Origin of the sequence: Nocardia bhagyanarayanae (genome assembly GCF_006716565.1) — a bacterium.
GTDB lineage: Bacteria > Actinomycetota > Actinomycetes > Mycobacteriales > Mycobacteriaceae > Nocardia > Nocardia bhagyanarayanae.
Genome location: NZ_VFPG01000002.1, coordinates 24008 through 48965, shown reverse-complemented (window position 1 = coordinate 48965; position 24958 = coordinate 24008). Strand labels below are relative to the sequence as shown.

15 protein-coding genes and 1 tRNA gene are annotated in these 24958 nt (G+C 70.0%); 6 read left to right on the top strand and 10 right to left on the bottom strand.

Going from position 1 to position 24958, the window contains the following annotated elements; translation table 11 throughout:
• Nucleotides 1-22: 22 nt before the first annotated feature.
• Nucleotides 23-265: a DUF4377 domain-containing protein gene (locus FB390_RS27010; protein ID WP_221639423.1), complete on the top strand. Its 243-nt coding sequence runs from the start codon at nucleotides 23-25 to the stop codon at nucleotides 263-265.
• Nucleotides 266-603: 338 nt separating this feature from the next.
• Here FB390_RS27010 and FB390_RS27005 read toward each other — a convergent pair whose 3' ends face one another.
• Both FB390_RS27005 and FB390_RS27000 read right to left on the bottom strand, forming a co-directional pair.
• Entirely contained in the window at nucleotides 604-1059 is a 456-nt protein-coding gene (locus tag FB390_RS27005) for an NUDIX hydrolase (RefSeq protein ID WP_141812089.1), read from the bottom strand.
• Nucleotides 1060-1062: 3 nt separating this feature from the next.
• A complete protein-coding gene (locus tag FB390_RS27000) occupies nucleotides 1063-1455 on the bottom strand; it encodes a nitroreductase/quinone reductase family protein (protein ID WP_141812088.1) in 393 nt (130 codons plus the stop codon).
• A gap of 101 nt (nucleotides 1456-1556) precedes the next feature.
• Between FB390_RS27000 and FB390_RS26995 the strand changes: the two genes are divergently transcribed.
• From FB390_RS26995 to FB390_RS26980, 4 genes are all read left to right on the top strand, one after another.
• Nucleotides 1557-1630 (top strand) — tRNA-His (locus FB390_RS26995).
• A gap of 214 nt (nucleotides 1631-1844) precedes the next feature.
• Nucleotides 1845-2516: a phosphate signaling complex PhoU family protein gene (locus FB390_RS26990; RefSeq protein WP_246124392.1), complete on the top strand. Its 672-nt coding sequence runs from the start codon at nucleotides 1845-1847 to the stop codon at nucleotides 2514-2516.
• A gap of 756 nt (nucleotides 2517-3272) precedes the next feature.
• Nucleotides 3273-4043 carry an HNH endonuclease family protein gene (locus FB390_RS26985; protein WP_141812087.1) on the top strand — a complete coding sequence of 257 codons (771 nt, stop codon included), beginning with the start codon at nucleotides 3273-3275 and terminating at the stop codon, nucleotides 4041-4043.
• 35 nt (nucleotides 4044-4078) lie between these two features.
• Nucleotides 4079-4303, top strand: a complete 225-nt coding sequence (locus FB390_RS26980; RefSeq protein WP_141812086.1) for a hypothetical protein — start codon at nucleotides 4079-4081, stop codon at nucleotides 4301-4303.
• Nucleotides 4304-4372: 69 nt separating this feature from the next.
• Here FB390_RS26980 and FB390_RS26975 read toward each other — a convergent pair whose 3' ends face one another.
• Nucleotides 4373-4813: a hypothetical protein gene (locus tag FB390_RS26975; protein WP_141812085.1), complete on the bottom strand. Its 441-nt coding sequence runs from the start codon at nucleotides 4811-4813 to the stop codon at nucleotides 4373-4375.
• A 93-nt stretch (nucleotides 4814-4906) separates the two neighbouring features.
• Between FB390_RS26975 and FB390_RS26970 the strand changes: the two genes are divergently transcribed.
• Entirely contained in the window at nucleotides 4907-5704 is a 798-nt protein-coding gene (locus FB390_RS26970) for a helix-turn-helix domain-containing protein (protein WP_246124391.1), read from the top strand.
• 86 nt (nucleotides 5705-5790) lie between these two features.
• Here FB390_RS26970 and FB390_RS26965 read toward each other — a convergent pair whose 3' ends face one another.
• The 7 genes from FB390_RS26965 to FB390_RS26935 all read right to left on the bottom strand — a co-directional run bounded on the left by FB390_RS26965 (nucleotide 5791) and on the right by FB390_RS26935 (nucleotide 24933).
• Nucleotides 5791-6603, bottom strand: a complete 813-nt coding sequence (locus FB390_RS26965; protein WP_141812083.1) for an ABC transporter permease — start codon at nucleotides 6601-6603, stop codon at nucleotides 5791-5793.
• A complete protein-coding gene (locus FB390_RS26960) occupies nucleotides 6603-7421 on the bottom strand; it encodes an ABC transporter permease (protein ID WP_141812082.1) in 819 nt (272 codons plus the stop codon). The genes FB390_RS26965 and FB390_RS26960 overlap by 1 nt, the downstream gene beginning before the upstream one ends.
• Entirely contained in the window at nucleotides 7418-8389 is a 972-nt protein-coding gene (locus FB390_RS26955) for an ATP-binding cassette domain-containing protein (protein WP_141812081.1), read from the bottom strand. The genes FB390_RS26960 and FB390_RS26955 overlap by 4 nt, the downstream gene beginning before the upstream one ends.
• Entirely contained in the window at nucleotides 8386-21936 is a 13551-nt protein-coding gene (locus tag FB390_RS26950; RefSeq protein WP_141812080.1) for a non-ribosomal peptide synthetase, read from the bottom strand. The genes FB390_RS26955 and FB390_RS26950 overlap by 4 nt, the downstream gene beginning before the upstream one ends.
• Nucleotides 21937-22185: 249 nt before the next feature.
• Nucleotides 22186-22644, bottom strand: coding sequence for an AMP-binding protein (locus FB390_RS26945; protein ID WP_141812079.1), 459 nt, complete (start codon nucleotides 22642-22644; stop codon nucleotides 22186-22188).
• Between the two features lie 188 nt (nucleotides 22645-22832).
• On the bottom strand, nucleotides 22833-24038 hold the full coding sequence (locus tag FB390_RS26940; RefSeq protein ID WP_141812078.1) for an FAD-dependent oxidoreductase: 1206 nt from the start codon (nucleotides 24036-24038) through the stop codon (nucleotides 22833-22835).
• Nucleotides 24039-24282: 244 nt separating this feature from the next.
• The gene (locus tag FB390_RS26935; protein ID WP_141812077.1) at nucleotides 24283-24933 is read right to left on the bottom strand and encodes a PadR family transcriptional regulator; all 651 of its coding nucleotides are present in this window, start codon (nucleotides 24931-24933) and stop codon (nucleotides 24283-24285) included.
• Between the last annotated feature and the right edge of the window lie 25 nt (nucleotides 24934-24958).

The window sequence follows — 24958 nt, the reverse complement described above, 5'->3', positions numbered from 1 at the left end:
GTGGAAGTCCCCCGGAACCTTCGTGATCGAGGTCGCACCCAGGACCATGCGGTGCACCGGCGTCGCGCCGATGGATTGCCTACAGATCCGCCGCGACCAGAACGGGCCGTGGGAGCTGTTCTACGGCTCGATCGACGGGTTCGAGTTTCAGCCTGGCAACCATTACCGGTTGCGTATCGAGCAGACGCCCGTGGACCAGCCGCCTGCCGATGCGCCATCGGTTGGATGGCGGCTCGTCGAGGTGTTGGAGAAGCAGCCTGGCTGAGGTCGACGCTGGACGCCCTGCGGCGCTTCGATTTCCATTCGCACGCCGGTCTCTCGGCGGCCGAGTCCGATTGCGCCGCTGCACAATCCTCGCGGAGTCGTTTCGACGCTCCGTCATTACGCGAACACACGGCCGTTTCCGGCTCTATCGCAGCAGTCGCGCGGTAGGTTCGCGGGCATGCCCGCCGCCCCGTCGAACCCGCACGACGCGTACTTCCGGCACGTCCTCGGCCGACCCGCCGACGCCGCCTCCGAGCTGCGCGCAGCACTACCGGAAGGCCCGCCGAATCCACTGGGGGATCGCCGTCGAGGTTGCCGATGGTCGGCCAGGGTGGGCGGTCAGCGGTAGACGCCGAGCCGCCCCGCACGCAGGTCGTCGAGCGCGTCGAGGTAGAGCGGGTTGGTCAGCGCCGGGGTGGCGTCCAGATCGAAGTAGCGCACCTCCAGCGATTCCGCGTCGCCGCCGAGCCGTCCGCCGATCGGTGCGCAGCGGAAGAACACGGTGATCGGCTGCACCACATCGCCGTTCGGGTAGACGTGCCGGTACTCGGTGTAGACGCCCTGCAGCGCTTCGATTTCCACCCGCACTCCGGTCTCCTCGGAGACTTCGCGCACGACGGCGGCCGCTGCCGACTCGCCCAGTTCGATGGCGCCGCCGGGCAACCCCCACTGGCCGTCGTCGCTGCGGCGCTGCATGAGCACGCGTTCGTCGGTCACCACGCACGCGGCGGCGTAAGCCAGCTGGATGTGGTCGTGGCCGACCCGCTCGCGCAGCCAGCGGATGTAGTCGGGCACGACTCAGTCCAGGTCGATGCGGACGGTCAGCAGGTCGGTGCCGACGAGCCGGACCGCGGCGCTGTTGGCGCGCGGCAGTTCGCGCAGGCGGGCGCGGGCGTCGTCCTCGGGCAGCAGGTGGGCGGTGCCGGTGTGCCAGTGGCCGTGCAAGCGGACGCGAACCCGATTGTTCGCCTTGATGTTACGGATGTACTGGGAGCGCTCGCCGAACTCCGAGACCAGCCAGAAGCTGTCGCCGACCCGGCGGCCGCCGATCGGGGTGATACGCGGTTCGCCGCTCACCCGGCCGGTCGTCTCGAGCAGTTGCTGACTGGGCAGTCTGCGCAGGAGGGGATTCCCGACCAGGCGCTGGAAGGTGGTCACCAGACGGTGTTGCACATCGTCTTTCTTCGGCATACGCCGACCGTAGCACCGGGCAACGGCGTGCGGTGAGCGAGAAATCGCTGGCCGATCGGGCCGCACGGTCGCTACCGTGGCCACACGCCGGAAGTCGCGCGGTGGGTGTAGCTCAGTCGGTCAGAGCGCCTGGTTGTGGTCCAGGAGGTCGCGGGTTCGAATCCGGTCACTCACCCTCTTCTCCGTCAGCCGACGCGAAAAGCACCGACCGACGCTGCGTCCGACTCTGTTCACCGCGCTGATTCGATTCCGGACAGATCATGCCCGATTGCTATTTGACCCGTGTAGCAGCAGTTTTGCCGATGACGTCCATCGACCGAGCCGATAACGCGTTGGCGGGCAGTGCGAATCGTTTCCCCGCGCGACCCACCATAGGCGAGAATTTGCCGGTGCGGACCCAGTTCACCCACGAGCTCAACGCGTTGACCAATGATCTGACGCTGATGTGCCGACTCGCCCACGACGCCGTCGAGCGAGTCAACGACGCGCTCGCCAGCGCCGACCTCACGGCCACCTACGAGGCCTTCGCCCTCGACGAGCAGCTACAGAAGGTGTACGGCGCATGCGAGGCGCGGACGGTGGTGCTGCTCGCGTTGCAGGCGCCGGTGGCAAGGGATCTGCGCCACGTGGTGACGGCGATCCAGATCGCCAACGAGCTGTCCCGCATCGGCTGGCTGACCAGCCGCGTCGCCGATCAGGTTTACCGAAGTCATCCGAATTACGTTGCGCCGCAACACATCCTGGACGTACTCGCCGAGCTCGGCAAATACGCCGCACACCGCACCGCCCTCGCGGGCGAGGCCGTCGCCACAGCCCACCAGTCCGCCGACGCCGAACCGGTCAGCGCGACGCTCGCCGAACTACGGGGACGGCTGCACGCGGCGTTGACCGATCCGGAGCGCGCGCAACCCACGGGCGCGGCCATCGACCTCGCCCTGCTCGGCAATTATCTGGAGCGCTGCGTCGACCACACCACGCGCATCGAACGGCTGATCCGATTCCTGGACACCGGCGTTCCACCGATGGCGCAGCCCGCGGACGCCGAGCCGGACGAGGACTGAACCGAAACCCGCAGTGCGCCTCTGCGGTCGGCTGCGGTGACGCTTGCCACAAGACGCCATACTCGCTCGCAAGCGTCGCATGTTCGAAGTCATCGTCGACAGGCCGTTTTCCGTAGCAATGTAGTAGATGTATGGACGCACCTCCGAACTTCGCTGGTGTTTGTGCGGTTCCGAGAGGGCTTGCCAAGCACTCGAGCAATATCTACTATCTTGCTCCGTAGACAAAGAGGTCGGGACGGAGGACCCATCGTGGATCGGCCATCGGCGCGGATCGACACGCGACGCAACCGCCGGAAAGCAGCGCGCGACCGCATCCCGACCCGCGGCTCGCGCTGAGCGAGCCGCTAGAACGTCACGAACGAGATTTGCTCGTGCGGAGCTTCACCTCGGGACCTACCCCTCATCAGCCCCGTGGTGTCGCGCGGTGCGACCGTGGCCTGGACAACCGCACGCCCGCACGCACGCGGACGAAATCGTTCGTGACTCGCCACCCCTGAGCCGGCGCCGGCACGGCGGCTCGGGGGTGGTCCGGAGCTTCGGCTCCGCCCTTCGCGCGACCCGAGCGCGGCGAGTGTGCCGAACCTCATACGCGGCGTTTGCATTCCGGCATAGTCGAGACAGGTACCTTGGCGCCCGCGATAATTGGACGAGGTAGGCGTTAGGAAACAACTCGATGAAGCTCACGGCCCGGCAGTCGTTCCTCTTGTGCCCGGTGGCCGGTAGAGCCACATCGGCCGCGTTCTACGGGGGATCGCTGTGAAGTGGAGTTCCTCCCGCAAGGTGATCGCCGTTGTCGCGCCGATCGTCTTCACCCTCTTGCTGACCCTCGCCATCACCGTCCTCGACAAGTGGACCGAGAACGACAGTCGGCCGCCCGCCACACCGGGGCAAACCTCGGCTTCCGCCAAGGACATCCGTGATTTGTTCGCGAAACTCGCTGTGGCGCCTGAGGCTCCGATGACTGGGTACAGCCGCGAGAAGTTCCCGCATTGGGATCCGAACAAGCCCGAGCACGGTTTCGGCGCCGACTTCACGCAATACAGCCGCTGCACCACCCGGGAAGTGATGTTGCTGCGCGACGCCGTCGGCACGGTCCAGCTCGATCCGAAGACCTGTGCGCTCACGGTCGGATCCGACGGCGGCTGGCGTGATCAGTACGGAGTCCTCGACCGCAAGAGCGGACAGCTCAAAGAGTACAAGTGGATCACCGACCCCTCGGGCGTCGATGCCGAGCACATCGTCGCCCTGGCCGAGGCCTGGCGATCCGGCGCCGCCGGACTGGACGAGGACACCCGCCGGCGCATCGCCAACGACGCCGTCAACCTCGAGGCCTCGGACCCTACGGCCAACAGGTCGAAGGGCGATCAAGACGCCGCGAACTACCTGCCGCCGGGAACTTTCCGGTGTGGCTATATCGAGCGCTACCTGACGGTCAAAGTAAAATACGGTCTGACCATTGATCCTGCCGAACAGTCCGCGTTGCGCACCGCGATCGACGACTGCGTCCGCCAAGGAGGGTTCAGATAATCGACGTCATCGAGATCTCCGACAAGGCCGCCGTCATGACCGAGGAGGAAGGGACGGTGTCCGGCGATCTCGATGTCACCGTCGACGACTCGGGCAAGGGACTGGTCCGCTACCGCGGCACCGACACCTGGCTGACCATCGGCAACCTCGACGGCGATCCCCCACGCACCTGGAAAACCGCCGCCGAACTCGCCACCGCCATCGAAGCCGACCTCGGCAAGCGCGACGCGGCCGGCAACGTGCTGTTCTTCGAAGCCTGATCTGTCCATCGACAGAGGAGAAATGGTGGTTGGCGGCGAGTTGCGTTCGGCGCGGCGACCCGCGTGGGCTCAGTCGAGTCCGATGTACTGGTGGTCCAGGCGGATTCGGCCCTCCTCGTCGAGAGCGATCACCTCGTAGCCGCCGCCCTGCGCGGCGCCGTCGGTGCGGGTGACCATTGTCCAGGCGAGGCCGATGAGTTTCGGGGTGAGGCGGACCGGGTGGCCGTGGAGGGTGAAGGTGTGTTCGCCTGCGGCGATGAACATTTCGTAAGCGCGGCTCACTCGGCGGTTCAGGGCCTCGCGGCCGCGCGCCTCGAACGAGGGGATCGGGACGGCCAAGTCGGTCGCGGCGTCGCGGACCGCTTCGGGTGGATCGACCAGCACCTGGGCGCCGTCGAGGGCGAAGAGTTCGTCGATCGCGGTGCGGCGCAGGGCAGGGTCCGGTTCGTTCCAGAGTGCTACGTAGCGTTCGGCGAGACGGGTGAGTTCTTTGTCGTCGTTGGTGCTCATGGGAGCCGAGTCTGGTGAGCGCACGGCCTCGTGGCGATTCCCCGCAGGGTATGGCGCGGCCTCGGCAGGTCCGATATCAAAGACCATATGACCGTGGCGAAGCCACCGACGACACAGCCCGGCGCCTTCGCCCACCAGCTCAAGCGCTGGCGAACCCTGCGCCGGGTGAGCCAGCTGGATCTGGCCATCCGCGCCGACACCACCCAGCGCTACCTCAGCTTCCTCGAGCAGGGCCGTTCCCATCCCGGCCGCACCATGGTGGTGCGCCTCGCCGAATCGCTGGAGCTTTCGTTGCGCGAGCGCAACGGTTTGCTGCTGGCCGCGGGCTACGCGCCGCCCTTCCCCGAATCACGATTGGATACACCGGAATTGGCCCCGGTACGAAACGCGCTGGACCGCATACTCGAAGGTCACCTGCCCTACCCCGCCGTGGTGGTGCGGCCGTACGGCATCCTGGTCGCCGCCAACGCCGCCTTCGATCTGCTCACCGAAGGCGCCGCGCCGGAACTGCTCGAACCACCGGTCAACGTGCTGCGTCTCGCGCTGCACCCCGACGGCCTCGCCCGCCGGGTCCTCAACCTGCCCGAGTGGGGCAGGCACGTGACCGAATCCCTGCGCGGGCGCGCGATGCGCAGCCCCGATCCCGAGCTGGACGCGTGCATCGCCGAGTTGGAGAGCTATCTCCCGGATGCAGCCCCCGGCCCCGACCACCTCGGTTTCTCTGTCCCGCTGCGACTGCGCGACGACGAGGGCGAGCTCCGGCTCATCACCACCATCACGTCCTTCGCCACCGCCGTCGACGTCACACTCTCCGAGTTGCACCTGGAGGCTTTCCTCCCCGCCGACGACCACACCGCCGCGATCCTGCGCCACCGCGCCGGACTCCCGTGACGAGCCACCACTGACGCGTGGTGCGGAAAGCGGCTGAGTCGGTAATGCCGAAGAGCCACCGGATAATTCACCAAGCTCGATGACGTCTACCGGCGGCTGGCTCGGCGGTAGCCGATGACGGCGGGTACGGCGAAGACGATGATCGCGCCGACCGACCAGAGGAAGGTCATGGTGAGTGGACGCGCGAGCGGGCCACCGAGGGAGAGGGCCTTCATGCTGTCCACCGCGACCGACATGGGCTGGTTGCGTACCACGGGCTGGATCCACTGCGGGAAGGCGATCAGCGGGACGAAGCCGGTGCTGAAGAACATCAGCAGCGAGGTCAGGATCGTAACGCTCTCCACCAGCGTGGCTTTCGCGGTGAACACCGCGATGGCGGTGACCATGGTGGCGAACGCCAGCCCGAAGAACACCGGAATGAACACGAACAGCAGCGCCGCCGCGAACCCCTGCTGGAAGCGGAAACCCAGCAGATGGCCGACGATGATCACCACGAGCGTGCCGAGCAGGATCCGGCAGCCCTCGGCGAGAATGCGGGAGATCAGCCCGGAGGAGCGGTGCACCGGCAGCACCCAGAAACGGGCGAGCAGCCCCGCGTCACGTTCCCGGCCGAGCATCACCCCGCTCGCCACCGCACCGCTCAGCGCGCCGACGATGGCGACCATGGGCACCGAACCGTACAGCGCGTCGGTGCCGGAGAACTTCTGGATCTGCCCGCCGATGACGATGTCGAGCATCAACAGCAGCAGGCACGGGATGATCAGCGTCTCCAGCAGCGCCACCGGATTGCGCGACCAGCGCAGCAGCAGGCGTTGGGTCTGAATCGCGGTGTGCCGCAGCAGCGAGACCGGCGAGGTCTCGCCGTGCGCGAGCGTCCCGCGTTCCGTTGTCAGTACCATCACGCCCTCCTCTTGCTCAGCCGGAGCGCGAGCGGCAGGCAGATGACGACGATCGCCCCCGCCCACAGCAGCGGCGGACCCATCAGCGCCCAGGTCACCTCGCCCGCGTTGCCTTTCGTGTCCCCCGCGAGCGCGCGCAGCGCGATGACGAACTGCGAGACCGGCTGGTTGCGCACGAAAGGCTGGATCCACTCGGGGAATTGAGACGCCGGAGCCAACCCGGTGGACAGCATGCCGAGGATCAACGGCGGCAGCACCAGCGCCTGTGTCGTCGCCTCCGGACTCTTGGCCGCCGTCCCGATGACATCGGCGCCCAGCGTGAACACGATGCCGATGAGCAGCGAGAAGGCCAGGAACCCGAGCGTGTGCCAGGCGTCGAGACGGAAGCGGAAACCGATCACGTGCCCGCACACCAGCGCCGCCGCGATCGCGATGAGCAGCCGGAACACGTTGCCGGACATGCGCGCTGCCATCGGTACCAAGGAACCGATCGGCATCGAGCCGAAGCGGCGGTCGAGCCCGGAGACGGCGTCGGTGGCCGAACGGAAGGCCGCGCCGATGGCGGTGAACGCGCAGGCTTGCAGGATGACGATGGGCATCATGAACTGCGCGTAGCTGCTGAATCCAGTACCGATGACGGTCATCACCGTCTTCAGCGGAATGTAGAAACTGGCCGTGAAGGCGGCGGGCGCGACGATGGAGCTGAGCACCTCGCCGGTCTTGATCGACGGCGTCACCAGCCGCGTGGTGAGCACCCACCACTGCTGCGCGCGGACCGGGGTGGCGCGGGTGTCGGTCAGCCAGGCCCCGGCGGTCATGCGACTTCTCCGGTTTCCGCGACGGCGAGGTGGCCGGTGAGCTGGAGGAACACGTCGTCGAGCGAGGGGCGGCGCAGGGCGATGTCGACCAGTTCGAGACCGGACGCGTCCAATCGCCGCAGCGCCTCGGCGAGCGTCTTGGCTCCCTCGGGTGCGGGAATCGCGATGCGGTCGGACTCGGGAGTGAGCGCGGCCCGGTTCTCGTCGGGCAGCAGCGAGCCGAGCGCGGTGGCGATGGCGGGCAGATCCTCCAACCGCAGCGGGACCACCTCGCAGTAGCTGCCGCCGGTGCGCGACTTCAGTTCGTCGGCGGTGCCGTCGGCGATGACCACGCCGTGATCGATGACGATGATGCGGTCGCACAGCGCGTCGGCCTCTTCCAGGTACTGCGTGGTGAGCAGCGTCGTGATGCCGTGTTTGCGAAAGCTCGACACCAGGTCCCACACGCCCTGTCTGCTGCGCGGATCGAGGCCGGTGGTCGGCTCGTCGAGGAAGACCACGTCGGGCCGGACGACGAGCCCGCACGCGATATCGATGCGTCTGCGCATGCCGCCGGAGTAGGTGCCCACCCGCCTGCTGGCGGCTTCTACCAGGTCGAACTCGGTGAGCAGTTCGTCGGCGCGTGCGCGGGCGGCCCCCTTGCGCAGGCCCATGAGCCTGCCGAACATGACCAGGTTCTCGTAGCCGCTGAGCATGTCGTCCAGCGCCGCGAACTGGCCGGTCAACATGATCGAGCGGCGCACCGCCGCGGGGTCGGCGACCACGTCGTACCCGGCGACCTGCGCGCGGCCGCGATCCGGCGCGATGAGCGTGGACAGGATGTTGACCGTGGTGGTCTTGCCCGCGCCGTTCGGGCCGAGGATGCCGAGCACCTCGCCCTGCGCGGCCGTGAAGTCGACGCCGCGCAGGGCTTGTACCTCACCGAAGGACTTCTCCACGCCCTCCACCACAACTCCGCTGTCGTTCACTGCATGCCTCCAAGATGCTCGTCGAGCACACGCGCGATGACGGGCAGCACGTGTGGTGCGGTCAATTCGTCGTGGGTGACCTCGACGTCGTGGTTGGTGATCGCGCCGGTGATGTACGGACGCCAGCCCTCCGGGCCGAAGATGTCCGAAGTGTCCACGGTCGCACTGAAATACACGGCGTCGCCGTGGTAGACGGGACGCTGATAGCCGGTCCTGGTCCGCGCCGAGGCGTTGTAGGAGCCTGCCATCCGCTCCAGGGTGTCGGCGTCCACCAGCGCCACGCCGCCGGTCCGCTCGGCGATCATCGCCGCCGCGTCCTGCGCCGTGGCGTCGGCGGGCACGTCGTCGATGCCGAACACCGCGCCGAAAGTGCTGACGAACGAGCCCGCGGTGAGCGGCTCGATGCTGTCGCCGTCGATGTCGGCGGTGTCGGCGTCGAGCAGGGCGAGCACGCCGACCGGCGCCCCTTCCTGCTCGAGCCGGGTGGCCATGGCGTGCGCGATGAGCCCGCCGAACGACCAGCCGAGCAGGTGGTACGGGCCTTCCGGCTGCACGGCGCGGATCTCGCGGACGTAGCGTTCGGCGAATTCCTCGATGCTGCGCACCGACGGTTCGCGACCGCTCAGGTCCGGCGCTTGCAGGCCGTAGATCGGACGGCCCGGCGCGAGCGCCTCCGCGAAACCGAGGTAGGTCCAAGCCATTCCGGACGACGGGTGGATGCAGAACAGCGCGGGTTCGTCACCGCCGAGCCGGATCGGCAGCAGCACGTCGAGGCCGAGCGCGGTGCCCGGCGCCGGCTGCGCCGCCGCGGCCGCGAGTTCGGCCATCGCCCGCTCCTCCTCCGCGCCGGCGGCGCGCGCTTCCGGCGTGGCGGCGAATTGGGCCGCGACACCGAGCATTTCGATCCAGAGGCGGGAAAGCTCGGCCACATCGGCGCGGTCGAGCAGCGTCTCGGGGAAGCCGAAGGTGGCGCGCAGCCGGTCGCCGAGGACCACGGCGTTCACGTCGATCTCGGCTTGCAGCGGCACGTTCGGGTATTCGGTCGCGGGCAGGTCGCCGAGCTCGTCGGTGGGCAGCCAGCCGAGTCCCTCCAGGCCCGGCGGGATCTCGCCGGTCGCGTAGCGGCCCAGGTAGTTGAACGCGACCCGGCCAGGGAGACGGCGCGGAAGCTGTTCGGCGGTCTCGTGATTCAGGTAGCGCAGCAGACCGAACCCGATGCCCTTGTCCGGCACGGCGAGCAGCTGGTGCTTGATCGCGCGGATCGCCTGACCCAGCGCGGGGCCGCCCGCCACAGCCTCGTCGACGTCCACCGTGCCGAGGTCGAGGCGCACCGGATAGATGCTGGTGAACCAGCCGACGGTCCGGGAAAGGTCCGCGCCGGGGATCACCTCCTGCTGACGACCGTGCCCTTCCAGCCGGACCAGGACGCTGCGGTCCGCGGTGGCGCGCCACTTGTGCACGGCCAGCGCCAGCGTGGTGAGCAGCGCGTCCTCGACGCCGCCGTGGAAGAGGCCGGGCAGCGTGGTCAGCAGCGCCGCGGTGACGTCCTCGGAGACTTCCGCCTCCACCATGCGCAACTCCCCCGCCTGATCGACGGCCGGATCGAGTTCGCGGCCGCCGATCAGCGGATCGGGACCGTCGATCAGGTCACGCCAGTAGCCGAGTTCGGCGACCCGCTCGGCTCGGTGCGCCTCCTCGGTGAGCGCGTGCGCCCAGCGGCGCATCGACGTCCCGGTCTCGGCGAGCACCGGCGTCGCACCCGTGGAGACCTGGGCCCAGGCGGCCATCAGATCCGGCACCAGGATCCGCCAGGACACACCGTCTACGACGAGATGGTGCGCGATCACGATGAGACGACCGGCGCGGCTGCGGTCACCGGCCTCGCCGACCGGGTCGAGCCAGAGGAACTGCAACACCACACCGCGTGCCGGATCCAACCGGTTCATCGCGGATTCCAGTTCGGTGAGCGCGTATTCGCGCAGGTCGACCGTGTCCGCGTCGGCGGCGAACTCGATGCGGCGGATCAACCCCGCCACGTCGACGCTGCCCGGCTCGGCGACCTCCAGCCGCCAGTCGGGCGCGCGGAACAGCCTGGCGCGCAACATGTCGTGGCGGTCCACCACGGCCGCCACGGTCGCCGTGAGTTGCTCGGGACGGATGCCGACGGGCAGCTCGAGCACCGCGGTCTGCGCGAAACGGTCGAAGTCGCCGCCGCGTTCGATCATGTACCGCACGATCGGTGGCAACGGCATATCGCCGACCCCGCCGCCGGGCAGCTCTTCCAGGACCACCAGTTCGCCGGCGGCGTCGGCCGCGGCGGCCAGCCCCGCGACGGTGCGGTGCTCGAACACCTGCAACGGCGTGATGGTCACCCCGCCCTGCCTGGCCCGGGAGACCAGCTGGATGGCCAGGATGCTGTCGCCGCCGAGCGCGAAGAAGGAGTCCTCGACGCCGACCCGCTCGCGACCGAGCAGTTCGGCGAAGATCGCCGCCAGGGTCTCCTCGGTGGGCGTGCGTGGCGCGACGTATTCGGTCCGGTCGTCGGCGAACACCGGTTCCGGCAACGCTTTCCGGTCGAGCTTGCCGACGGCGTTGAGCGGAATCGCGTCGAGTACGACGAAGGCCGAGGGCACCATGTACCCGGGCAGCGACTCGGCGGCGTGCGCGCGCAGCGCCTCGACGTCCAGCTCGACGCCGGACTCGTGGACGACGTAGGCGGCCAGCGCGGTACCGCCGGACGGTCCGCGCACGCCGAGCGTCACGGCGAAGTCCACGCCGTCGGCGCGGCCGAGCACGGCGTCGATCTCACCGAGTTCGATTCGCTGGCCGCGCACCTTGACCTGGAAATCGGTGCGGCCGACGTATTCCAGTTCGCCGTCGGCGGTCCAGCGCACCAGGTCGCCGGTCCGGTACATCCGCTCACCCTGCGCGCCATATGGATTCGCGACGAAGCGGGTCGCGTTCAGGTCCGGCCGGGCGTGGTAGCCGCGCGCCAGCGCGGGCCCGGCGAGGTACAGCTCGCCCGCGACGCCCACCGGCACCGGCCGCAGCCGCCCGTCGAGCACCAGCACCGACGCGCCGCGGATGGGGCCGCCGATGGTGACCGGCGCGCCGACCGACAGCGGACCGGAACCCGTTGCCCAGATGGTGGATTCGGTCGGCCCGTACAGGTTGACCATGGTCCGTCCCCGCGCCCACCGCTCCACCAGTTCCGCGCCGACCGCCTCTCCTGCGACGGCCAGCACCCGCAGGCTCGAAACCCGCTCCGGGTCCACCGTGGCGAGCGCCGACGGTGTGATCACCGCGTGGGTGACGCCCTCGGCCTCGATCAGCTCGGCCAGCGCGTCTCCGCCGAACACCTCCGCCGGCGCGACCACCGAGGCCGCGCCCGCGCCGAAGGCCATGATCGCCTCGAACACCGACGCGTCGAAACTCGGTGAGGCGACCTGCAATACCCGCGCGTGCTCGTCGAGCGTCAGCGACTCGCGCTGCGCCGCGACGAGATCGGCGATGCCGCGGTGCGAGACCGTGACGCCCTTGGGCGTTCCGGTGGAGCCGGAGGTGTAGATCATCCACGCGGGATGGTCCGGCCGGATCGGTGCGCGCGGCTCGTCGGCGCGCAGCGGGGTGTCGTCGGCGCCGCGCCAGCGGGCGGCGAAGGTGGGGTCGTCGAGGACCAGCCACCGGGTGTCCCCTGGCAGCTGCGGCCGGTGCGCGGCGACGGTGAGGCCGAGCACCGCGCCGGAATCGGTGAGCATGTGCTCGATGCGGTCCACCGGATGCTTCGGGTCGACCGGCAGGAACGCCGCGCCCGCCGCGGCGGCCGCCCACATGCCGACCAGCAGTTCCGCGCCCCTGGTCAGCCCGAGCGCGACGACCGTCTCCGGTCCGGCCCCCGCCTCGATCAGCAGACGGGCGAGTTGCGCCGCGCGAGAAGCCAATTCGCGGTAGGTCGTCGTCGCTCCCGCGGCGACCATCGCGTGCCGCTCCGGGTACGCGGCGGCCGTCGCGGCGAACACTTCGGGCAAGGTGCGCACCCCGGCGGACTCCGGGCCGTTCGCGGGCACCAGTTCGGCGCGTTCCAGCGGCACGAGGAGGTCGATGTCGCCGAGGCGCTGTTCCGGGTCGGCCACCACCGCGGCCAACACCGCGAGCCACCGGCGGGCGAGGGTGTCGACCGTCGGCGCGTCGAACAGGTCGGTGGCGTAGGTCAGCGTGGCGTCGATGCCGGCGCGCTCCGCACCGTCGTACCGCTCCCGCAGGTCGAGGGTCAGGTCGAACTGTGACGCGTCGCGATCCAGATCCTCCACCGCGATGCGCAGTCCGGGCAGCTCGAGCGCGGGCTCGACGAAGTTCTGCAAGGAGAGCGAGACCTGGAAGATCGGATGGTGCGCGGTGGACCTGGCCGGGTTCAGCACCTGCACCAGGCGTTCGAACGGCACGTCGGCGTTGGCGAACGCGTCGAGATCCGACGAGCGCACGGCGGCGAGGAAGTCGCGGAAGGACCGGTCGGGGTCGACGGGCGTGCGCAGCGCGAGGGTGTTGACGAACATGCCGACCATCTCGTCCAGCGCGGCCTCCCCGCGCCCGGCGACCGCGGTGCCGATCACCACGTCGTCGGCGCTGCCGAGACGGGCGAGCAGCACCGCGAGGGCCGCGTGCACGAGCATGAACATGCTGACCTCGGTGTCCGCGGCCAACTCCGCCATGGCCCGGTGCAGCGGCTGCTCGACGGCGAATTCCAGGTCCGCGCTGCGCATGGACTGCACGGCGGGCCGCGGCCGGTCGGCGGGCAGCTCGAGCAGATCCGGTGCGCCGGAGAGGGATTCGGTCCAGAAGCGAATCTGCTTGGCGGCCAGCGACTCCGGGTCGGATTCGTCGCCGAGCAGTTCCCGGTGCCACAACGCGAAATCGGTGTACTGCACCGGCAGCGCGGCAAGTGCCGCTTCCTGGCCCATGGTGGCCGCGGCGTAGGCGGTCATCAGGTCGGTGGCCAGCGGCGCCATCGACGCGCCGTCCGCGCTGATGTGGTGCACCACCAGGACGACTACGTGCACCGGCGTCGCCCGGCCGTTGCCTTCGGCCGTGCGCAAACGGAACAGGCCGACCCGCAGCGGCCGCTCGGTCACCAGGTCGAAGCCGACACCGGCCAGTTCGACGATCCGATCCCGCAGCGGCGCACCGGGTTCGGTGTCGACCGCGCGCAGTTCCGGCGCGGCGACCTCCGCGTCGAGGACGACTTGGCGCGGGCCCTCCGCGTCGGCCGGGTACATGGTGCGCAGGCTTTCGTGCCGGTCGACGACCGCCCGCAGCGCGCGCTGCATGGCCGCCACGTCCAGGTCACCGGTGAGACGCAGCGCGACCGCGATGTTGTAGGCGGGCGAGGTGGGATCGAGCCGGTTGAGCACCCACATCCGCTGCTGGGCGGGCGAGAGCGGGATCCGGTCCGGCCGGATGCGCGGCGCGAGCGCGAAGCGGGCGCGCTCCCCCGCCGCCGCGGGGACCACCCGCGCCGACAGCTGCGCGACCGTGGGCGCGTCGAACAGGTCGCGCAGCGCAATCGTCGCGCCGAGCGCCGCGTTGACCCTGGCCACCACCTTGGTCGCGCTGAGCGAATTGCCGCCCAGCTCGAAGAACGAGTGGTCGATGCTGACCCGCTCGGTGTCGAGCACCTCCGCGAACACCTCGGCGACGGCCTGCTCGACCGGCGTGCGGGGCGCCAGGTACCGACGCAGGAAGGCCGCGAAATCGGGCACGGGCAGCGCCTTGCGATCCAGCTTGCCGACCGGCGTCAACGGGACCTCGTCCAGCACGACGAGGTAGCCGGGCACCATGTAGCCGGGCAACGCGCCCGCGATACGGGAGCGCAGCCGTTCGGTGTCGTATTCCTCGGCATCGCCGACGGATTCGCGTCCAGCGTCGCTGAGCACCACGTAGGAGACGAGCACGGTCTCGCCGGCCGGGCCGGGCATGCCGACGGTCGCGGCGTATTCCACGTGGTCGTCCGCGGCGAGCACCGCGTCGATCTCACCGAGTTCGATGCGCAGACCACGGATCTTGACCTGGAAATCGCTGCGGCCCAGGTACTCCAGCTCCAGCACGGGCCCGCCGGGGCGGTCGGATTCGACCCAGCGCACCATGTCGCCGGTGCGGTACATCCGCTCGCCGCGCGCGCCGTACGGGTTCGCCACGAAGCGGGCCGCCGTCATCCCGAAGCGGTTGAAGTACCCGCGCGCGGTCCCGGGACCCGCCAAGTACAGCTCCCCCTCGACCCCGACCGGTACCGGGCGCAGCCAGGTGTCGAGCACCATGACCGCAGCGCCGCGGATCGGCCCGCCCATGGTGACCGGTTCCCCGGGTTCCAGCTCGCCAGGACCCGTCGCCCAGATGCTGAATTCCGTGGGGCCGTACAGGTTCAGCATGCGCCTGCCGACCGCCCACTGCGCGGTCAGCTCGGGCCCCGCGGCTTCGCCCGCGACCGAGAGGACGCGCAGGTCGGTGAGACCGGCCGGGTCCATCGTGGCCAGCACCGACGGCGTGATCACCGCGTGGGTGACCCGCTCGGCACGCAACAGGCGCTCGAGCTCGTCGCCGCCGTACACCTCCGGCGGCGAGAGCACCAGTTGCCCGCCGACCGCGTGCGCGGTGAGCAGCTCGAAGACCGACGCGTCGAAGCTCGGCGAGGCGACCTGCAATGCCCTCGCCGTGTGGTCCAGGTCCATCGATTCACGCTGCGCCGTCGTGAGATTCGCGACGCCGCGATGGCTGAGCAGCACGGCCTTCGGCTTGCCGGTGGACCCGGAGGTGTAGATCAGGTAGGCGGTCTGGTCCATCCGGATCGCGCCGCCGCGCTCCTCGTCGGTGATCGGTCCATCCGGCACCGTCATCGCCCTGCGGATGGTGTTCAGGTCGTCGAGCAGCAGCCAGTCGATCGTGCTCGGCAGGGTCTCGCCGGTGGCGCGCACGGTCACGCCGATGGGCGCCTTGGAATCGGTGAGGATGTGCTCGATCCGTTCCACCGGGTAGTTCGGATCCAGCGGCAGGAACGCCGCGCCCGTCTTCACCAGCGCCCACACCGCGACCACGGACTCCACCGAGCGGGTCAGCGCGAGCACGACGAAGACCTCGGCGCCGATGCCGCGGCGCAGCAGCACCCTGGCGTAGCGGTTCGACCAGGCGTCGAGCTCGCGGTAGGTCATGGTGTCGCCGTTCGCGCTGACCGCGAGGGCATCGGGATTCACCGCGGCGCCCGCGGCGAGGATCTCGGGCAGGGTGCGCTGCGGCACCGAATCGGGACCGTGCACCGGCAGCAGGGCGGCGCGCTCCACGGCGTCGCAGTGCTGCAACCGCGCCACGCCGATCTCCGGATTCTCGGCGATCTGCTCGAGCAGCATGACGAACCGGTCGAGCAACCTGCGCGCGGCGGGCTCCGCCAACTGGTCGGCCATGTACTTCACCGTGACCCGCAGCTTGTCGCCCGGTTCGCCGGGCATCCCGTGCAGCGGAATCACCATGAGGTTCAACGGGTACGGCGTCGCGTCGGTCCCTTCGATGTCGAGAATCCGCATGCCCGCGATGTCCAGCGACTGCGACAGCGCCTCGCGGTCGATCGGATACGACTCGAAAACGGTGAGGGTGTCGAACAATTCGGCGAGCCCGACGGCCTGGTGAATAGCGGCCAGTCCGACGTGCTGGTGATCCAGCAGCCGGGCTTGCTCGGTCTGCACGCGGGCCAGCAGATCCGCCACCCGCTCCGCCGGGTCCAGCCGCACCCGCACGGGCAGCGTGTTGATGAACAGGCCGACCATGTCCTCGACCCCGGCCAGCTGCGGCGGCCTGCCGGACACCGTGCCGCCGAACACCACGTCGGTGCGTCCGGTCAGCATGGCGAGCAGCAGCGCCCACGCCGCCTGGACGGCCGTGTTGACGGTCGCGCCCGCGGCGCGGGTCGTCGCCTCCAGCCGGGCGACGGTCTCGGCAGGCAGGTCGAAGGAGACCATGCCGGATTCGGTGGACTGGATCCCCGCCAGTGTCGGGACGGCGCGGGTCGGCGCGTCGATACCGGCGAGCGCTTCCCGCCAGGCGGCAAGGGACGCGGAACTCGCGGGGCCGGTGAGCATCTCGGCGGCGCGTTCGAGATCGGTCACCTGCGGCTCGGCAGTCACAGGGGCGCTCTCCGCCGCCGTCGGCTGCTCGCCCTCGGTGACACTCGGGGCTTCAGCGGCAGCGGGAGCGACTTCCGCTTCGGCCGGGGTGCCCTCGGCCGCTTCCTGCTCGGCGAGCCAGGCGAGGAACGAGCGATAGGACGGTGCGGGAGGCAGCACGTCCGCGGGGCTCGCGCCCGCGCCGGAGGCGATGTAGACGGTCAGCAGTTCGCGCACCAGCAGCGGCGTCGACCAACCGTCCAGCACCAGGTGGTGATTGGTCATCAGCAGGGTGTAGGTGTCGTCGGCGGTGCGGATGAGCTCGAAGCGCAGCAGCGGCGGCCAGGTGAGGTCGAAGCGGGTGTTCGCGTCCAGAGCCAGGATCCGGTCGAGTTCCCTTGTCCGCTCGACCGATTCGGCGAGATGCGTGAGATCCGATTCGTGCCAGCGCACTTCGGCGTCGGCGAGCACCAGCTGGCGCGGGCCGTCGGGCGTCTCGACGAACGCGACCCGCAGGTTCTCGTGCCGGTCGACGAGCACCTGCGCCGCGGCGCGCAACCGCGCGGCGTCCACCCGGCCCGCCAGGGTGAGCCGGGTCTGCACCGTGTAGCCGTCGGCGGTGTCGGTGTCGTACCAGGCGTGGAAGAGCAGGCCGTATTGCAGCGGCGACAGCGGCCAGACATCGGCCAGGTTCGGGTAGGTGCGCTCCCAGCTCTCGATCTGCTGCTGGGTCACCGTGGCGAGCGGGAAGTCCGAGGGGGTGTGGCCGCCCGCGCCGGTCGTCCGCGCGTGGTCGGCGAGCGCGGCCAGCGCCGTTGTCCAGTGTTCGGCGAACGCGCGGACGTCGTCCTCGCCGACCAGTTCCGTGGCGTAGGCCCAGGTGACCTCCAGCCCCGCGGCGCCCATGATGGCGTTGACGTCCACGACAGCGGGCAGCGGAGCACGGTCGTCCTGCGTCGCGGCGAATCGCCTCGGCAACCACGGCCCTTCGGGTCCACCCGCGGCGCGACCGAGGTAGTTGAAGCTGATCTGCGGGGTCGGCGCGGCGGCCAGCTCGCCCGCGGTCCGTGGATTCAGGTACCGCAGCATGCCGTACCCGACGCCGCGGTCGGGAATCGCGCGCAACTGCTCCTTGGCCGCCTTGATCGCGAGACCGGCCGCGGGTCCGCCCGCGAACGCGTCGTCCATGTCGATGCCCGCGAGATCGATCGCGACCGGGTAGACGCTGGTGAACCAGCCCACCGTGCGCGCGAGATCCGCGCCCGGCAGCACCGACTCCTCGCGCCCGTGCCCCTCCAGGGTGAACAGCGCGCCGGATCTGGCCCGCCACCGCGCGACCGCCATGGTGAGCGCGGCGAGCAGCACATCGTCGGCTCCGCAGTGGAACAGCGCGGGCACCGTGTCCAATACGGCGGTCGCGATGTCCACCGGCACGGTGGTCCGCACCTCGGCCGCTGTGGCCACGGTGTCCACCGCGGGGTCCGCCGCACGCGCACCGAGCGGGGCGTCCGGCGTGGCGAGCACGCGCCGCCACACGGGCAGTTCGGCGGCGCGCGCCGTCGCCTGCTCGACATTCGCGTGCGCCCATCGGCGATACGAGGTGCCGACGGGCTCCAGCCGGCCGCCGGAGAAGGCGGTGGCCAAGTCGGGCAAAAGAATTCGCCAGGAGACGCCATCGGTGACCAAGTGGTGCAGAACCAACCAGAGCCGGGTCCCCTCGGCGATGCCATGACCACCGTCGGCGGTGTCCATGTCGGCGCCCGGCTTGTCGGCGATCTCCGTCCCACCGGTGATGCCGGGGACGGCAACGCCGACGCCATCGGTCGTGCCGGTGCCCGGTGCGTCGACGATGGACTCACCGGCACCCGCATTCGGTTCCACCAGAACGAATCGGGCGACAATCCCCGCAGGCGGATCCAGCCGGTCGGCGGCGCGCTGCAAGGCGTACTCGCAACTCACCTCAAGGTCGTCACCCGCGACGACCGAATCGATGCGTTCGGCCGCGCGCACCGAACCCGGTTCCGCGACAACCCATTCCCAGCCGTCATCGCCCTTGCGCAACGTGCTGCGCAAGACGTCGTGGTGGTCGATGAGCGTCTGCACGGCGGCGGTCAGGCGCGCGCGGTCGCCGTCCGGCGGCAGCGTGATCAGGACGGCCTGGCTGTAGCGGTCCCACGTCTCGCCCTGATCGAGCATCGCGTGCACGATCGGAGTGATCTCGACGGAACCGACACCGCCACCGGGAAGTTCGAGCACCGCGGTGTCGGCGGCGTCGGTGGCGACGGCAGCCAGCGCGGCCACCGTCTTGCGCTCGAACACGTCGCGCGCGCTGAACCGCAGACCGGCCGAGCGGGCGCGGGAGACCAGCTGGATCGAGATGATGCTGTCGCCACCGAGTGCGAAGAAGTTCTCGTCGACGCCGACCGCGTCCAGGCCGAGCACCTCCGCGAAGAGCCCCGCGATCGTTTCCTCGCGGGGCGTGGAGGGCGGGCGACGCACCACGGTGCGCATGCCGAAATCCGGTGCGGGCAAGGCTCTGCGGTCGACCTTGCCCACCGGCGTCAGGGGGACGCTGTCCAGCACCATGATCACCGTCGGCACCATGTAGGACGGAAGACGTTCTCCGACAGCCGCTTTCAGCGCCTCCGGCTGTACCTCGACGCCCGGCGCGCCGAGCACGTAGGACACCAGCGCGGTGGCCCCGCTCGGGGTGGTCGCGCCGATGGTGAGAGCGAACTCGACCTCCGGCTGCCGCTCCAGCGCGGCGTCCACCTCGCCGAGCTCGATGCGATAGCCGCGCACCTTCACCTGGAAATCCCCGCGGCCCGCGTAATCCAGCTCCAGCCTGCCCTCGCGCCGCCGCCACCGAACCAGGTCGCCGGTGCGGTACATGCGACCGCCGGGCTCGTGCGGGTTCGCCACGAACCGGCTGGCGGTGAGCCCGGTGCGCTGGTGGTAGCCGCGCGCGACCGCGGGCCCGCCCAGGTACAGCTCGCCGATCACGCCGGGCGCGACCGGTCGCAGCCACGGATCGAGCACCAGGCCGACCACGCCGCGGGCCAGGCTGCCGATGCTGACCGGACCGTGCGGCGCCAGCGGCGCGCTGACGGTGACGGTGATCGTCGTCTCGGTGGGGCCGTACCCGTTGAGCAGCGTGCGGCCCGCCCATTTCGCCACCAGCTCCGGCGGGCACGCGTCGCCGCCGACCACCACGGTGCGCAGGTCGGGCAGGGTTTCCGGGTCCAGCGAGCCGACCACGGCGGGCGTCACGTTCAGATGCGTGACCCGGTGCGCCCGCAGCACTTCGGCCAAGTCCTCGCCCGCGTAGGCGGCGGGCGGCACGACGGCGATCGACGCGCCGACCGCGAAGGCGACGAGCAGCTCCTCGACCGAGATATCGAAGCTCGGCGAGACAGCGTGCGCCACAACGGCACTCGCGTCCACACCGAACGACGCGCCGGAGCCCGCGACCAGGTTCGCCAGGCCGCGGTGGGTCACGGTGACCCCCTTGGGCATGCCCGTCGAGCCGGAGGTGTAGATGAGGTAGGCGGGCTGGTCGAGGTGGATCGCGGCGGACCGATCGGCATCCGTGATCGGGGCCGAATCCTGGTGTGCCATCACCTCTTCGGTTTCGGGGTCGTCGAGCGTCAACCAGGTGATGCGGTCGGGCAGCGCCGAACGCGCGCCCGTCACCGTGAGCCCCGCGACGACGCCGCTGTCCGCGACCATGTGCTCGATGCGGTCGGCGGGATACCCGGGATCGATCGGCACGAACGCGGCGCCGGTGCGCGCCACCGCCCAGACCGCGAGCACCGACTCGACGGAGCGTGGAATGGCCACGGCCACCGCGCTTTCGGGTCCCGCGCCCGCCGCGATGAGCAGCCGCGCGAGGCGGTTGGCGTAGGACTCGACCGCGCGATAGGTCAGCGACGTCCCGTCGGCGCGGATCGCGACCGCGTCCGGATCGACGGCCGCGCCGTCCGCCAGGATCTCGGCCAGCGTGCGCGGCGGCACCGAAGCGGGTCCGCGGGCGGGCTCCAGCTCCGCACGTTCCTCGGGCGAGAGCACCGGCACCGCGTGCAGCGGCGCGTCCGGCCCCGCGGCCAGGAAGCGGTGCAGGAAGTCCAGAAATCTCCGGTGCTGCGCGGCGAGTTCGTCGTCGTCGTACAGGTTGGGGTTGGCCTGGAAGTCGATGTGGGTGTTCTCGGCGCCCATGCCCGGATACAGGTTCAGGAAAAGGTCTTCGATCAGCCCCGAGGTCAGCACGTGCATCCGGCCGGTGACCTCGCCGAGCTGAATCCTGGTGTCCACCATCATCAGATTGACGGTCGGGCCGAACGAGGCCGCCTCGTCCAGCGACCAGCCGAGGTCACGGACGATGTCCTCCTGGCGGTACCGCTGTCTGCGCAGCGCCGAGGTCAGCTCGCCCTGCGCGGCCCTGATCAGTCCCCCGACGGTGCTCTCGGCGCCGAGGGGCAGCCGCAGCGGCACCACGTTGGCGATCATGCCGCCGGAGCGCCGCAGTGCGGCGGTGGTGCGGCCGGAGACGGGCAGGCTCAGCGTCACCTCGGGCGCACCGGTCATCGCGCCGATGTAGGCGCCGAACGCGGCCACCACCACGGGCGCGACGCTGGCGGACACCGACTTGGCCACGGCGTCCAGGAGTTCGGCGGTCACCGACGGCAATTCACCGGCCACCAGGGCGGGATGCGCGTCCACGTCGGCCGCGCGGCCGGCCAGGTTGACGGGCTCGGACATGCCCGCGAGGTGCTCGCGCCAGTACTGCGCGTCGGCCTGGAAGCGCTCGGAATCCCGGTAGGCCACGTCCGCGTCCACGATCGTGCGCAGGTCGGCGGCCTTGTTCGGCGGCGCCTCGCGGCCGGCCAGCTCGGCGTTGTACAGCTCGGCGATGCGCTGCAACATGGTCATCGCGCCGAAGCCGTCCAGCAGAATGTGGTGGATGCGCTGGTACCAGTACCAGTGCTGGTCGCCGAGACGCAGCATGGCGTACTTGCCGAGCCGGTCGCGCAGCAGATTCAGCGGCGCGGTGTATTCCGCGCGCATCCAGGCGTGCGCGGCGGCCACCGGATCGGGCTCGTCGCGCAGATCGACCAGCAGCGTCTCGTCCTCGAGCGAGGTATCGATGAGCTGGTAGGGGAATCCGTCCACCTCGATCAGCCGAACATAGCCGCTGCCGAACTCGCTCACGGCTCGGCGCGCGACGTCCGCTAGCAAATCCAGGTCGAGCTGCCCGTGGAACTCCACGTACTGCGCGATCGAGATCGGGGTGTCACCCGCGAAGTGCTGGGCGAACCAGATGCCGCGCTGCGCCGCGGAGAGCGGAAAGGCGCCTGCGGGCAGTCGGTCGGCCGCGGCCACTGGGGTGAGAGACGGCTGTGGCATACAAGGTCCCTGCTGGGCTCAGGAAAGACGGAAGAGAACATGTCGAGACGCGCGCGGTGCCCGTGCGGGGTGAGCGCGCTGTCGCTCGCGACGGGCTTCGACTCGTGTGGGAACGAGCCTTCCCGCGGATGAGTCGACCAGCGTGCGCATAGGAGTACTTCCCCTGGAGAGTCTAGCTCCGCACGCTGGTCGACAATTCGAAATCCGCATGTCAGGAAGGATTTCCCGCAGCGGGATGTCGGCGCGCCGTCAGGACGCGCGCCGCATGGGTTCGCGCTCGGCGTCCGTGATCGGCGCGTCCGAGCCGGTGAGGTAGCGAACCAGCATCGAGCGGTCGTCGAGCAGCAGCCAGCCGATGGAGTCGGTCAGTTCGCCGCGGCTCGCGTGGGTGGTGACACCGAGGGCGGCCGACTCGACCGCGGCCGAACCGGACGAGGCGAGCACCGGGGTCGCGCCGGACTTGGCGATGGCCCAACGGGTGACGGCCGACTCGATGACCGGCTCCACCGCCATGGCGACCGTGGTGCCCGGGCCCGCGCCGTTCTCGAGCAGCACCCTGGCGAGCCGATTCGACCAAGAGTCCAGTTCGCCGTAGGTGAGGTCGCAGTCGGGGGTGGACACCGCGACGGCGGCCGGGTCGAAGTGGGTGACCGACGCGAGCGCGCCCGTCCGGGTCGGAACGGAAGGTGCGATGGTTTCGGTCGGCATTGCGGTGCTCCTCGGGAGTCGGGCGGCGTTTCTGTCTGACTACTAATCTCGCCGTCCCGGGCCTTCCTCGACAGGAACCCCAGTGCTGCCTCCCTCACCTCCGAGGGTGAACGATTCCCCACCCAAGGGGGCACGCGGCAACCGCCGGTCGCGACAGATGTCGCGACCGGCGGTTGCGCGGACCGGGTTCAGGCGAGGACCGGCTCCGACTGGACCGGCGAGTCCCAGTCGATGCGGTAGCGCTGCTCGGCGCCCATGGTTTTCTCGGGGTTCATCACCGTCTTCACCATCAGCGGCATGAGCAGGTTCATGATCTTACGACCTACCGGCCCTGGCGTCTTGCTGTTGTTGATCTTCGCGGCGCGCATCGCGATGCCCTCCACCCGGCCGCGACGCAACCGTTCGTAGGCCGCGAACGCCGCCTCCGGCTCCGGCAGATCCCGCAGGCACCTGGCCAGCTGCACCGCGCTCTCGATGGCCAGCGACGCGCCCTGCCCGGAGCTGTTGGACGGCGCGTGCACCGCGTCGCCGACCAGGACCATGCGGCCGCGGTACCAGTGCGGCACCGGCGGCATGATGTGCAGGCCGCCGGTGACCTCCAGCTGCTCCTCGGTGGTGTTGCGGGCGAGTTCGCCACCGGGGGTGTCCGCGCCGTAGGTGTCGCGCAGGATCGACAACCAGTGCGACGCCGGGACGGCGCGGGCTTCGCTGAGCGTCAGGTACTGCTTGTGCGGCAGGTTGGCGCCCCAGAAGACTTGTCCGTCACCGGTCGACCAGTACAGGTAGTACGCCTTCTGGCCGAAGGCGAAAACCATGGTGTCGGCCGGTATTTCGGCATCGCACTCGGTGGCGGCGCCGAAACCGAGCATGCCGGTGTACCGCGGGCCCGGTGCGTTCGGGTCGATCAGGCCGCGCACGGTCGACCGGATGCCGTCGGCGCCGATCAGCACGTCCGCGGTCGCGGTGCTGCCGTCGGCGAAGCGCGCGGTGACGGCGTCGGCGTGCTCGTCGACGCCGACCAGGCGCTTGTCGAACTCGACGGGAACGCCCGCGGCCACCGCGTGGTCGTGCAACGTCTGGTGCAGTTCGGCGCGGTCCACCAATTGCAGCGGCGGTTCGTCGCGCAAGGTGGGCACATGGTGCCGGGTGCGGCCGACCGAGAGCATCATCTTGGACACGGGCTGCGCGATGCCGCGCACCGGATCGCCGGCCCCGACGATGTCGAGGGCGGCGACGCCGTTCGGTGCGAGCGCGAGCCCGCTGCCGATGCCGTAGGACGGGCCGGGGTAGGCCTCGTAGACGCGGGCGTCGATGCCCGCTTTCAGCAAGGCGGTGGCCGCGACGGGCCCGGCGATGCCGCCGCCGACGACGAGTGCGGAACGGATTCTGGACATGAGGTATCTCCGGATGTGAGTCGGGTTGGTTTCCCGAACCGATCCGCGGACCGCGCACCCAGCTATCCTGTGGTTGCCAGCCTCGTGGCCGGGTGCGCTCCGTGCGGGCACGGTTCGAGACGGTTTCATCGGGCTCGGCGGTGGTGTTGCCGCACCTCCGCCGGGTCCGGTCTCGTGTATCGCCCCCGGGCTGTCGCCGGGCGGCGGTGTCTGGTTCGGCGCTGTCGCTACCGATGCGCTTGGTCTACTCGGGCGCTCGCATCCCCCTCTCCACCATGTCGACGACGTCGGACGGCGCCAGGCCGCCGGCATGCATCTGCCGCCACAGCGCCAGGTCGGGGAAGGTGCCGTCGACCAGCTCTGCGCGCCAGGAGCGGGCCCACGCGGCCTCGGCCTCCAGCATCGCGAGCCCGTATTCGGTCTCGATCACGAACAGGCGGGGCAGCGTACCCGCGAGCCCGTCCAGTTCCCGGCGGATGCCCGCGATGATCGCGTCGAGCGCGGCGATCCGGGTGGCGAGCAACTCGATCACCTCGTCCGGCGGCAGCGCGCCGATCACCGAGAGGCCCGCCGTGAAGGCGTCGTGCTCGGTCACCGGGGTGGCGATCAATTCTCTTGTCCAGTCGGACATTTCGGCCCGGCCCGCGTCGGTGATGCGGTAGATGACGCGCTCCGGGCGCGCGCCCTCGCGTTCGCTGCCGACGGGTTCGAGGAAACCGGCCTTCACCATGTTCTGGACCACCGTGTAGAGCGAACCCCACTTGATGTCCATGTCCTGGTCTTTGCCGCGCTCGCGCAGCTTCGAGGCGATCTCGTAGCGGTGCATCGGCCGTTCGATGATCACCGAGAGGATCGCGAGCGCCAGCAGGTTGTTCACCTTGCGCTTCGGGGCCATGACACCTCCTTACTCGTCTACGAAT